Below are 13,046 nucleotides of genomic sequence, written 5' to 3'. Positions count from 1 at the left end.
ACAGTTGGTGTTACACTCCCTAAAAAGCCTCTGATAAAATTATATTTATCGAGGCTTTTTTAGATAACTTTTAGTATCGCAACATCCTAAGGCTTATTTTTTATTTGGAATGAGCTTTCCTAAAATCCTCAAAATCTTTTTTGAACTGTAACAAGATCATTTTTAGATCATCACCAACCTCGTCTTCTTGTACTTTCTTAGTAGGATCCAACTTTTCCTTTAATGCATTCATTTCTCGGCTAATGGTTTCTTGTTCAGTATTGGCATATTCTTCTGTTTGTTGGACCGAATAATGTCCCAGCATCTCCTTAACGACATGAATGGAAACTCCATTGTTGAGCGTTACAGTACTGGCAAATGTACGGCGGGCTTTGTGTGTATTGAGTTTCTCTCGAATATCACAAAGTTCAGCTATTTCCTTTAAATACTCATTCATTTTTTGATTTGAACGTAGGGGTAATACGGTTCCTCTCTCTAGACATAAAGGATCCTTGTCATATTTTGCAATTATTTCAAGCGCTTTTGGAAGAAGTGGAATATCTGTATCGGATTTAGACTTTTGCCTATCAGACATGATCCACATACTTCCATCATTTCCCTCTTTGATACAATCCCACTTAAGTTGGACCGCATCTATGTACGATAGGCCAGTATAACATTGAAAGACGAAGATGTCCCGTACGACTGATAATCGCACGGACGAGAATACTTTTTCTTCGATTCTCTGCAATTCTGGTTTGGTTAGAGGTTTCCTCTTCACCTTCGTCTTCTTACCTGTAAATAGTTTAAAGGGATCTTTGGGAATAATGTCTTTAGCAACTGCTCTCAGAACAATTTTCTTAAAATTGCTGATATATTTTAATGAAGTATTATTGGAGCAATTTCGAACTGTCCGCAAATAGTGATTATAATTTTTCACAAATTCATAGTTTAGCGCAGCAAATGGTAAATCATTAACCTTGTACCTTAACCGGATAAACTCCTTTACATGTGAACGTGCTGTTGTATACCTTTCAAGAGTACCTGGAGCCTTATCTCCTATTTCTACAAGCTCCGCAATCTCTTCGTTATGCTCCTGAAATTCCTCCAAGACCTTATTTCTTCTTTTATACCGGCCATTCACGTAGTCAATGAGATCAACGGCATTAATGGGCTTTTCCTGATTTAGCAGCTCTGTTCTAAAGGCATTTACTTTGGTTGTTAATGATTCCAAAAAGAAATTAAGCTCCCTGGCATCTTCCTTTACTCCAATGGCTCTTTCAAGTTGCTGATCCCATCTGGCAGCTTCCCAGTACCTTTTGGTTGAAGATTCTTTTGCTACTCCGTCGACGCTTATTCTGATATAGATCAGGCGTCTTGTCTGTTTTTTGTTTTTCGGACTCTTGAGGAAGAAATTCAGTCCATAACTTTGTTCTAACATATTAAACCTTTTTTGTTATAAATGTCGAACCTAGACTTAAAGTAATCAAGACGTTAAAGCAATTTACAAGTTGAAAATCAGATACTTAAACCACATTCTGTGGCACCTGGTTCAAAATGCAAAAAGTGCCACATATGTGCCACAGACTTTTAGGGTGTTTTTGAAGATTTTGCGAATTGCCATAAACAAAAAAAATCCCGCAAATCGTTGATTTTGCGAGATTTAACTTTTTTTTGACGGTTTTTAAAAACTTTAAAAACACCTTTCTGCGGAGAGTGAGGGATTCGAACCCCCGAACCTGTGACAGTTAACGGTTTTCAAGACCGCCGCATTCGACCACTCTGCCAACTCTCCGCGACAAAAGTACGAATTTTCACACTCCCACCAAATTTTATTTTATATATTGCGCTTATTGAGCTTTTATAAACTGAATATCAGCACTAAATTTTACTTCGTCACTTACCATTACCCCTCCTGTTTCCAACGCCGCATTCCAATTAAGGCCAAATTCTGAACGTTTGATTTTGCCTTCTACAATAAATCCAGCTTTCGTATTTCCCCAAGGATCTTTTTGGATACCCGCAAATTCCAAGTCGAAAGACACCGGTCTAGAAACGTCACGAATTGTCAAATTTCCCTTAATTTCATTATTCTCCAAGCTCGTTGCTTCAAATGTAATTGCTGGATATTTCTCTACATCAAAGAAATCTGCACTTTTTAAATGACCATCACGTTGCTCATTACGTGTATTAATCGATGCCGTGTCAATAACAACTTTCGCAAGGGCATTTTTAAAATCTTCGCCCTCGGCGTCAACATCTATTTTAAAACTGTCAAAGTTTCCTTTAACGTTTGTAATCATCATGTGTTTTACTTTGAATTCTATCTCGCTATGTGCAGCGTCTAGTTCCCATTTTCCTTGTGCCATAATTTTATGTTTTTTCTATTTGTTTAACAACACAAAGTTAACAGCAGTTTTATTCAATTTGTTTGACCTACATCAATAAAATAATCTTATTGAAAAGCAATCAGTTATTGAAAAACCACAAAAAAAAATCAGTGATATTTTGGAAATATAACACAAATGTCTACTTTTGCATTACCGAAAACGACGCGCCAATAGCTCAGCTGGATAGAGCATCGGTTTTCTAAACCGACGGTCTCAGGTTCGAATCCTGATTGGCGTACTTAAAAGCTCCTCTGTATGACACAAAGGGGCTTTTTTTATACATCAATCTCAAAATATCCACGATACATACGCAAGCTTGAACCTATCTCCCCTTCTCATTTTTTAAATTGCCCCTATTATTTCCTCACAAACTCTCCTACGCGTTTATCTTTAATGACACCCGACCAGTTTAATCCATAACCAAAATCGTAGGCGTGTCCTGCTTGATCAACATAGACTTCCATATCAAAAGGCACGTCCTCAGCTTGTTTTTCAACTGTAGCCATGTTTGCGGGCATTTGAACAGGCAATAGACCGGAAGGTTCATACTTTCCAAACATAACATCCAATACAGCTTGAGTTGATACACCAAAATTTAGGATAATACCTGATACCTCCTTTTCAAACTCGGCAAATACCATGGGCTTGTTTGCTGTCACAGATACCAAAATAGGTTTCCCCTTCATCATATCCTTCGTATCCAATATCGTTTGAAGATCCATCACATTCGCAGCAGTCACCATTTTATTCTTATAAGACCTATTCTTAATCGATGGATCGATTTTAGGATCACCTGCGGCAATACTCTCCGCTCGTGCATCTGAGGCTGTATAAGTGCCATACTGCAAGGAAATCGGAACATAGCCATTTCCACCATTCTTGCGATCTCTTTCGCTATATCCACCTTCGGAACTGATCGGGCTCTGTACAAACACGACTGCAAGGTCAGCTTCACTAGGGTTATCGGTTAAATCTGCATATTTCCGCAAGAGATCAATATTGACAGGGTATTCCAATCGTGCCGGCGTATAGTTTCCCCACCAATCTTTCATTGCTGCACTATACATCTTCGGAACATAAACTTTCTTCCGTCCACGAATAGGAAATTGCTGATCACTATTCTTTAGTAAAACAACTGACTTCACCTGTGCCTCGTAGCCCTCCTTCATATAGAGCGGATTTCCAACGGTAGCTTGGCTCTGCTTGACATCCAAATAGGGATTTTCAAAGAGTCCTACTCGGAAAATATTCAACAGAAGCCTTCTGGCAGAAGCCTCGAACCGTTGCCGCATAAATTTCTGTCCGTGCTCTTTCACGCCCAATTCATAAGCGGCTAATACAGGAGCCTTATCGTTATTGCCACCAAATTGATCTACGCCTGCCATTAATGCCTTGTAATGGCGCTCTGCCACCGACAACTGTTCTACCCCCCAGGGTTTGCCTGCAAATCCATCAGGCTTAGGTGCTTCATCCCCCGTAATCAACCAGTCCGAACAGATCACACCATCGTAACCGTAAGTGCCACGCAGCAAGTCTGTAAGCAAATATTTGCTATAACCATTTCCCACATTTTCACCATTTTTCTTATCCTGACCAAAAGAAATCGTATAATAAGGCATAACTGCGGCAGCCTTGCTCGTCTTTCCAGCCAATTGGAAAGCTCCATTGACAAATGGCATAATATGTTGCTTCAGGTTATCCCCAGGATATACCGCAAATTTTCCAATAGCCCAATGGCCGTCCCGACCACCTTCCTCTGGCCCACCACTGGGCCAATGTTTCACCATAGCGTTGACACTCTTATAGCCCCAGCCTAAGGCAATTTCGTCTTTTCCACTCGATGTCTGAAAACCATCGATATAAGCTCTAGCCATCGCTGTTGTCAACTCGGGACTCTCTCCAAAAGTCATACCGATACGATACCAACGCGGTTCGGTACCCAAATCTATCTGTGGTGATAATGCCGTCGTGATGCCCAAGGATCGATATTCCGAAGCCGCTACTTGCCCAAAACGTTTGACGATAGCTGGATCGAATGTCGCCGCCATCGCAAGCCCATCCGGCCACATTGAAATTTGCCCCCCTGCCCCAGCGTTGAACTCTGCACTAACAATAGCATTATGACGTGGGTCGGAACTATTATTCGCCGGAATCCCCCATCCCAAGCCTTCCACAAAACCTTGCAACTCATTATTCCAGCGGGCAGCGGTCTCCGGATCTTTCACTGCTGTCAACAGGACATGCCTCAGCCCATCTTTCTCCAGAAACTCACGCTGCTGATCGGTCAGAGCCCAAGGTGAAACTAGACCTTCCTGATAGTTTTTTCCTTGATAAGTGCCTCCCATAAATCCAAAGGCCGGTGCCGGTAAAGCTTGATGCCTGCTATACAACATAAGCCCAGCAATCTGATCAACAGACAATTTTGAGGCGAGATCTTTGGCTCGCTCCTCTGCTGTCAAACGCCAGTCTTCATAACGGTCTAATTTTCCATTTCGATTGAGATCCTTAAATTTATTTCCAGCAATACTTAGGATCTTCACGCCCGAAGTTGTTGAATACCCCAAAACAGGGCCATACTGATTCTCAATCTTTTGATAAACTTGGCCTTGTGCTGAAAAAGTTAAAAATAGACTGAAAGATGAAGCGAATAGTAGGTTTCTTACATTCATAAAATCTGTTCGTTTAATACATGAGTTTGTAGTCAAACATTCGCCTGAAGGCTAATAAAACATTTGGCTTAACACGTTATAATCAGTTATTTACATTGCTTCATAATGAAGCAATACAAGTGTACAATCTTTTTGTTCAATTACAAAATAAAATCAACAAAATAACACAAACAACTAATTACCAATAAATTGATTTATCAAAAAAGCACCTAATGTAATTTTTGCATAAGGAATTGTTCGAGTTTTATCCGGCAACTTACCTCTCGTTGCGATATTTTTTTGTAATATTAACCCAAAGACAGCAGTTATATGGATTTCAGAACACAGCTAATTAACGCATCAGCAGAGAGCTATGAAAAATTTCTACCTCACATTTCTGTGGATACCGTCGTCTTTGGCTTCGACCAAGGTTCTTTGAGAATCCTTTTGCTAAAAATGAATTATAATAAAGAATGGTTTCTGCCTGGTGGCTATGTAGGGAAAGAGGAAGATACGGACGAGGCGGTCAAACGCGTACTTTATGAACGCTCAGGTGTGAAGGATATATTCTTGGAAGAATTTGCGGTATTTGGATGCCCACAGCGCAGCCAGCAATCCTTTGCAGATTACCCAGACACATTGTGGAACAAACAGCGATTTATTTCAATTGGTTATTACGCGCTGGTAAACTACAAACACGTAATTCCTCAACCTGATTCCTTAAGTGAGACTTGTCAGTGGATCGACTTTAGGGACATCACTGAGCTCAATATCACCATGGATCATCGCAAAATCATCAACAAGGCTCTCCGGACTCTTCGCGAGCGGCTTTCTTATAAACCAATAGGATACAATTTGCTACCAGACAAGTTTACGCTGACCGACCTGCAAGGACTCTATGAAACAGTGCTTGGTAAGAAACTTAATCGTGGCAATTTTTATCGTAAAATGAAAAATATGGGTATCCTCCAAAAACTTGACGAACAGCGGAAAGGCGGAGCCCATAAAGCTCCTGATCTCTATAAATTCAACGTGGAGACCTATAACACTATTTTACAGGAAGGTCTAAATACCTGGTAGTCAGATCACCGATACATTTTCACCAAATACATAATAGATCAAAAGCTAATTGATGCTGGCATAGACCAGCATACTTCCATCGACTAAACTAACCTGCGAGAACCGGAGATTTGCAGCCTTTAAGTCTAACCTTAAATTGATCTATACAATATATTTATTGACAATATTTTCCAAATCTTCCAAATCAAAAGGTTTAGATAGAAAATCATCCGCTCCGGCACGATCTGCCAGGGATTGAATATCGTTATTTGCCGACACGTAAATTACGGGAATATGGCTAAAACGCTGATCTGATTTAAGCAATCTGGTTGCTTCAACCCCACCGATGTTTGGAATCCAGTTATCCATTAAAACAAGATCGGGCTCTGCAGATTCCACCTTTTGGATAATATCATGTGAAGTTTCCGAAACTTCAACGTGAAACCCCAAATCTGTCAAAACAACCGTTATAACCTCCAAAATAATGGTATCGTCCTCAAATATCAACACCGTTTTTGTTTTACTCATATAAAATAGTTTATATATACCGTCATTGTTTTACATGAGGCACAAAAGATTCATGCCTGCCTGCAATCCCCTATAAGGTATAAAGTTTTTTCCAAATTTTTTGATCCCCTACAGCTGTAAAGTTATGCTGAATACCTGAAAATCGTATGGTTTCTTTACTACCTAATGCCAAATATCCTAAATTTTCTAGACTCGCGTCAAATAATTTAAAAACACGCTCCTGCAAATCTTTATTAAAATAGATCAAAACATTCCGACAAAGGATTAATTGAAAGCTATTAAATGATGTGTCTGATACCAGATTATGGGTAGATAAAATCATTTTTTGCTTAAGATCGGCATCGAATTTTGCCCATTCATAATTTGCTGTGTAATATTTCGAAAAGTCCTGTTTTCCTCCAGATTCTATATAATTTTCGGAAAAAGATTTTATCTGGCTCAATGGATATACACCATTTCGGGCAATATCGAGTACCCGAGGATTAATATCCGTTGCATAGATCAATGACTTGTGATACAGATTAGCCTCTTTTAGCAAAATGGACATCGAATAAGCTTCCTCTCCTGTGGAGCATCCTGCAATCCATACACGGATCAATGGATATGTCCCCAATTGAGGGAGAATTTCCTCCCGCAGTTGACGAAAGAATAAGGGATCTCGAAACATCTCGGTCAAGTTAACAGTAATCTCTTCAACAAAATGCTGCAAAAATGCTGGGTTGTCTTTTAATACAAAACGAAGTTCAGCAAAACTTGCCAAACGGTCATTCGTCATAAGCCGATTAATCCTCCGCTTCATCGATGCACGGCTATACTGCAAAAAATCATACCCGTAGTCGCGATAGATATCTTCAAGCAAAATATCTATTTCATGGTCTTTTATGATACTATAGCCCAACATTTAGATTAACCGTTCAATTTCACCCATCAATTTATCGACATCAATCGGCTTCGAGACATACGACTGGGCTCCAGCTTCCAAGCATTTCTCCCGGTCTCCACTCATCGCTTGCGCTGTCACGGCAATAACTGGAATTTTGCCCAGCAAACTCGAATTGCGGATCAGCTGAATCGCCTCATAGCCATCGATTTCAGGCATCATCATATCCATCAATATCAGCGCTACACCTTTATTCGTCTCCAAGATCTCGATAGCCTCGCTCGCACTCGTGCTGCTCAACACTTGATATCCCTTCGCTTTCAACGTCAAACGCAATGCAAAAATATTGCGTTGATCGTCGTCCACAATTAATATTACCTTATTCTGATCCATATATCAGTTGTCCTCAATTTTCATATAACCACACACGCAATAAAGACAAGAGCTGATCGATATCTACCGGCTTCGAGATATAATCCGAAGCTCCTGCCTGAATACATTTTTCTCGGTCGCCGATCATCGACTTCGCCGTAACAGCGATGATTGGTAATCTTGCATAATCAACATGTTGCCTGATATTCTTAATAGTCTCATAGCCATCCATCTCTGGCATCATCATATCCATCAATACGATATCAATAGGTTCTCCTGATGTCAATACTTCCAACGCTTCTTTACCGTCCATTGCAGGAATTACTTTTACTTGAAACTTCTCCAATGCTTTGGTTATTGAAAAGATGTTCCTGACGTCATCGTCAGCAACAAGGACCTTCTTGCCCTTCAATACATCGGTCAAAGCTCCAAGCCCATTGTTCTTCCTTCTGGCGTCGTCTGAATTATTAACCTCAATCAAATGAAGAAACAAGCCGACCTCATCTAGAATCCGTTGATAAGAATGGGCCGTCTTAACAACAACAGAGTCTGCGTATTTCTTAATTTTCAACTCTTCAGCCTTAGACAGGTTCTTGCCTGTAAAGATAATGATCGGCAGGTTCTCTAATCCCTCATGTTGTTTGATTGCTTCTAACGTATGGTAGCCCATTTCATCAGGAACCCCCATGTCCAGAATCACACAGTCCACATCTGCCGTGCGTAAAGCAGTAATACTTTCCTCTACATTATCTTTTACTTCAAGTGATATATTAAAACTACTTAAGAAATAAGACAGTGCACTGGCATGCTTTGGATTTTCTTCAACAATAAGTACCTTCTTCGGTGAACGGCTTAAGGCCGATTCAATTTTTTGGAATACCGAAGTCATTTGCTCCAACGCAACAGGCTTATTAATAAAGTCGATTGCTCCTTTTAATAAACTTTCTTTCTTCACCTCAAGCGAAGACATGATATGAACCGGAATGTGCCGCGTAGCCTTATTGCCCTTCAATTGATCCATGACAGCCCATCCGTCCATGATTGGTAATTGAATATCGAGCAGAATAGCAGCTGGATGATACTTCTGTGCTGCAGGGAGTGCATGATCACCACGAACAACAACTACACCTTTATAGTTTTGTGTATGTGTATATTTCAAGAGTGCCTTGGCAAAATTAACATCATCCTCCACAATCAAAATCACCTTGTCTCCCTCTGCAACCGTATCTCGATCATCTGGAATCTCCTCGGGGATCCTAATTGTGACCGGATTATAGGTATCTTCTTTAACAATCTCAATCACCTCTTCTACTTCCGAAGATATCTCCTCAACCAATTGCTGCTCCTTCGTCAATATCTCTTTGACTTCAACTTTGGACTTCGGAATAATGAACAAAAAGGTACTACCTTTACCCACTTCGCTTTCCAACCTGATCTCTCCACCAAGCAAACGTGCAATCTCCCGGCTAATAGAAAGTCCTAGGCCAGTACCGCCAAACTTCCGCCTCGTCGAGCCATCAGCTTGTTGGAAGGCTTCAAAAATAATTTTCTGCTTTTCAAGTGGTATACCAATACCCGAATCGACTACAGCGAATACCAATCGATCGTGATCACTTGGATCTTCATAGATTTCCAGACGTACTTCGCCTTCTTTGGTAAATTTAATCGCATTTGAAATCAAATTACGGAGTACCTGATCGATGCGAAGCCGATCTCCCTCAAAGCGAGGTGCGATCTTAGCACTGACAGTCGTCTTAAAAGCCAACCCCTTCTCCTTTACAATGGGTAAAAACAGGCTATTCAAATCGGACAAAATATCATGCAGATCCAACGAGGCATAATCCAAGGTCATCTTACCCGATTCAATTTTGGAAAGATCCAAAATCTCATCGATCAAGGTTAACAAACTCGTCCCTGAACTTTGAATGACTTTAGCTGATTCAATCTGATCTGAATTTAAGTTTTTCTCTACATTCTCCGATAGCAAACGAGATAGCAGCAATATCGAATTGAGTGGTGTACGGAGTTCATGGGACATATTAGCCAAAAACTCAGATTTATATTTAGTACTCAGCGCCAACTCTTCGGCTTTCTGCTGAATTTCCTGATTTCGTTCGGCAATCATCAAATTCTTATCTTCAAGCAATCGCGAGCGTTCCTCTAATTCTTGATTGGATTGCATCAGTTCCTCATGTTGCACTTTAAGCTCTTCCTCTGAAGACTGCAAACGCAATGTTTGCGCCTCCAATTCAGTATTTAAACTTTCAAGCTCGGCATGTTGTGTTAATAGCTCTTCAGACTGTACCTGTGTTTCCTCCAGCAATGTCTGGATTTTTGCCCTTCCTTTTGCTGAAACTAGTGCAATCCCAATCTGTCGGGCACATTCATTCAAAAATGTCTGTTCTACCGTAGTAAAACTATCCATCTGACCAACTTCCAATACGCCCAGGACTTGATCATCAACCAGCATCGGTAAGAAAATAATATGCTGCACATGGATCTTTCCATTGGCAAAACTAACCACGTAATCCGTTGCATTCAGATTATGAAGTGTCTTAGATTCCCGGTCAACAAATACCTGCCCAATATAGCCTTCTCCCGGCAAAAAATATCGCTGTGTCTGCATATCCAAACCATATGCTCCTGAAAGTTCCAACTTGTCATCGTTAAAAATATAGATCGCGCCACTGATGGCACCGGTATAATCCACAAGACTTTTGATGGAATCTGCAGCAATTGTTTGCTCACTCTTATTTCCCATCAATCCAGTGTAAAGTTTAGCATATCCAGCATGAAGCCAATCATTATCTGTTAGCTGTTCAAATGATTTTTTCAACGCCTTCGACATCCTATTGACGGCTTTCGCAATTTCACCGAGATCATCGTCTCCGACCTCCTCTGCCTTGACATCATAATCCCCCAATGCGATTCGATTGGTAATCTTCTGAACCAAATTTAAGCGCCTAGAAATACCTTCATCCTTCTCACGTAATGATTTCTCGAGGGCTGCACGCTTCAAGAAGTCGGCACGTAACCTAAAATAAAAATAGCTGGTAATAATAAGAGAAAGTAAGGCACTGATAACAATAAACAAGGTTGTGATAAACGAAGAATTATCCAAATTAGCCGATTTCCTATCGATATTATCGTCCTCATACTGATTAATATCCTTGATAATTGCACGGCACTTATCCATAGCCATTTTACTCTCATCCAATTGTGCTAAGCCGAAAACGCCGCCCCTTCTCTTCGTTGCAACTGATTCCTTTAAAATGTCGAGCCGCCATTTTGCTGCAATTACAAGACTGTCTACTCGAACCTTCTGCACCGGATCCTGCTTGGTGAGGGCTTCTATCTCCTGCAATTCTTTGGGCAAACTTTCCAAGGCATTATTAAAAGGCTCTAAATAGCTTTCTTTACCAGTCAGAAGAAAGCCCCGGTTTCCAGTTTCAGCACCTTGTAACGAAGCTAGTAAACTAGTTGAAGTGCTGATTATTTTTCTTGTTACCGCAAGTTCTTGGCGATGCCTATTTTGCTCCTGTATACCAATGTATGATGCAGTAGAACTAATAAGCAACACGACCAATGAGAAGCCGATCCCCCACGTTAGATTATTGAGTGTCTTACTATTTGGCATTCTTAAATTAATTTAAGGGTAAGGTAAAATAGAAGGTTGCACCACGCTCGCCCGAACTCTCTACACCAATCGTTCCCTGATGGCTTCGTATAATTTCGGCGCAGATGTAAAGGCCTATCCCGAGCCCTTGAAAGTCAAATGATGTTTCTTCCACACGATAAAATTTCTCAAAAACATCGGCTTGCTTTTCCACGGGTATCCCGATGCCGAAGTCGATTACACTGATCTTCACAGCATCGTCGACAACCGTACAATCTACAATGACTTTTTCCGTGCCCGCTGCATATTTGTATGCATTCGTCAAGAAATTAACCAATACCTGCTCCAGACGGATCTCATCACCGTATATTTGTACCGCTGTGATATCACCGGTTCGAATAAGCTTCATGCTGCTTTGGTCATGCGTCTGAACAATGGAATCAACCGCACTTTTTACCATATGCTCAAGTGAGAATACTTTTTTATTGATAAGCAACTTCCCATTGTCAATTTTTGATAGATCCAAAAGATCCGATATAAGGCTGTTGAGTTTATCTATTTGTCCTTGCACCCGATGAACATACCTTGCTTCAGCACTTTCCTCTTCCAGTTTCAACTTGCGGTCAAGCAATTGCATATAGGCCTTTATACTTGTCAACGGTGTTTTCAACTCATGACTGGCAATACTCAGAAACTCATCTTTCTCTTTTTCCGCCCGCTTTTGTGCGTCAATATCGGTGAAAGTTCCTATCCAGTTGCTTTCACTATTTTGCAAGATTGGCCACACCCGCAACAATTGGTATGAATACTCTCCACAATGGGTCTTTTTCAAACGGACTTCCATCTCCAAAGGTTCACCTGACTGAAGGCTACCGTGAAGCGCGGCAGCGATAGGCCGGTCACCAGGGTAAGTCTGCGGAAAAATAGTGGCATCATCAGAAAATTCAAACCAACGGCCATTGACAAAATCAATATTACCGCTCTTGTCACAAGTAAATGCAATTTGAGGAAGCGACTCCAAAAGCGTATGTAAATAGTCCAATTTAGACCGAAGCTCCTGCTGCGCCTGCTTTCGTCGTTCCACTTCAAGCTCCAAGGTCTGCTGAACATCTTTCAATGCCTGCGTCTGCTCATAAAGGCGATAAAACGTCTTGACTTTCAGCATTAGAATATCCGGATCAACAGGTTTGGTGACATAATCCAAACCACCGGAATCATAGCCTTTCGTAATAAATTTTTTATCTGTATTGACCGCAGACAAAAATATGATCGGTGTTTCCTTTGTCTTACTAAAACCGGCGATATTCTCGGCGACTTCAAAGCCGTCCATATCCGGCATTTGAACATCCAATATGATTAATGCATAATTATTTTTTAGGATCTTTTTTAAAGCTTCTTCCCCAGAATGAGCGGTATCAACTTTAAAATTCTTGGATTCCAGCAATTTTTGTAAAGAGTAAATATTATCCGGATTATCATCGACAATTAATATCATAGTGTATTAAAACTTAGCATCAAGGTTAACAAATCTAAAAAAATTAACTGAATACCCCCAACATTAATACGCAAAGACA

General features: G+C 40.5%; 9 protein-coding genes and 2 tRNA genes. 2 read left to right on the top strand and 9 right to left on the bottom strand.

Annotated elements, in window-relative coordinates; genetic code table 11:
- Positions 1 to 100: 100 nt before the first annotated feature.
- The 3 genes from B3600_RS24010 to B3600_RS24000 all read right to left on the bottom strand — a co-directional run bounded on the left by B3600_RS24010 (position 101) and on the right by B3600_RS24000 (position 2,348).
- On the bottom strand, positions 101 to 1,420 hold the full coding sequence (locus B3600_RS24010; RefSeq protein WP_286754695.1) for a site-specific integrase: 1,320 nt from the start codon (positions 1,418 to 1,420) through the stop codon (positions 101 to 103).
- A 269-nt stretch (positions 1,421 to 1,689) separates the two neighbouring features.
- Positions 1,690 to 1,774: transfer RNA gene (locus tag B3600_RS24005), tRNA-Ser, on the bottom strand.
- A gap of 55 nt (positions 1,775 to 1,829) precedes the next feature.
- Positions 1,830 to 2,348 (bottom strand): YceI family protein, encoded by a 519-nt coding sequence (locus B3600_RS24000; protein WP_046676084.1) that lies wholly within the window; start codon positions 2,346 to 2,348, stop codon positions 1,830 to 1,832.
- 185 nt (positions 2,349 to 2,533) lie between these two features.
- Between B3600_RS24000 and B3600_RS23995 the strand changes: the two genes are divergently transcribed.
- A tRNA-Arg gene (locus B3600_RS23995) sits at positions 2,534 to 2,607 on the top strand.
- 118 nt (positions 2,608 to 2,725) lie between these two features.
- Here B3600_RS23995 and B3600_RS23990 read toward each other — a convergent pair.
- Positions 2,726 to 5,038 carry a glycoside hydrolase family 3 protein gene (locus tag B3600_RS23990; protein ID WP_286754694.1) on the bottom strand — a complete coding sequence of 771 codons (2,313 nt, stop codon included), beginning with the start codon at positions 5,036 to 5,038 and terminating at the stop codon, positions 2,726 to 2,728.
- Positions 5,039 to 5,347: 309 nt separating this feature from the next.
- Here B3600_RS23990 and B3600_RS23985 point away from each other — a divergent pair, with 309 nt between their 5' ends.
- Entirely contained in the window at positions 5,348 to 6,097 is a 750-nt protein-coding gene (locus B3600_RS23985; protein WP_112374665.1) for an NUDIX hydrolase, read from the top strand.
- Positions 6,098 to 6,238: 141 nt separating this feature from the next.
- Here B3600_RS23985 and B3600_RS23980 read toward each other — a convergent pair whose 3' ends face one another.
- The 5 genes from B3600_RS23980 to B3600_RS23960 form a co-directional block, all read right to left on the bottom strand.
- The gene (locus tag B3600_RS23980; protein WP_070566459.1) at positions 6,239 to 6,604 is read right to left on the bottom strand and encodes a response regulator; all 366 of its coding nucleotides are present in this window, start codon (positions 6,602 to 6,604) and stop codon (positions 6,239 to 6,241) included.
- A gap of 70 nt (positions 6,605 to 6,674) precedes the next feature.
- Positions 6,675 to 7,505, bottom strand: coding sequence for a CheR family methyltransferase (locus B3600_RS23975; RefSeq protein WP_112374664.1), 831 nt, complete (start codon positions 7,503 to 7,505; stop codon positions 6,675 to 6,677).
- Complete coding sequence (locus B3600_RS23970) at positions 7,506 to 7,877, bottom strand: response regulator (RefSeq protein ID WP_046676428.1); 372 nt, start codon at positions 7,875 to 7,877, stop codon at positions 7,506 to 7,508. It lies immediately after the preceding gene.
- A gap of 13 nt (positions 7,878 to 7,890) precedes the next feature.
- Entirely contained in the window at positions 7,891 to 11,493 is a 3,603-nt protein-coding gene (locus tag B3600_RS23965; RefSeq protein WP_286754693.1) for a response regulator, read from the bottom strand.
- Between the two features lie 7 nt (positions 11,494 to 11,500).
- Positions 11,501 to 12,967 (bottom strand): response regulator, encoded by a 1,467-nt coding sequence (locus B3600_RS23960; RefSeq protein ID WP_115048486.1) that lies wholly within the window; start codon positions 12,965 to 12,967, stop codon positions 11,501 to 11,503.
- Positions 12,968 to 13,046 lie beyond the last annotated feature (79 nt).

This window comes from Sphingobacterium sp. UBA2480, from assembly GCF_002341965.1.
Taxonomy (GTDB): Bacteria; Bacteroidota; Bacteroidia; order Sphingobacteriales; family Sphingobacteriaceae; genus Sphingobacterium; species Sphingobacterium multivorum.
Note: the sequence above shows the minus strand (reverse complement) of the source record. Positions and strands in the feature narration are given on the sequence as shown.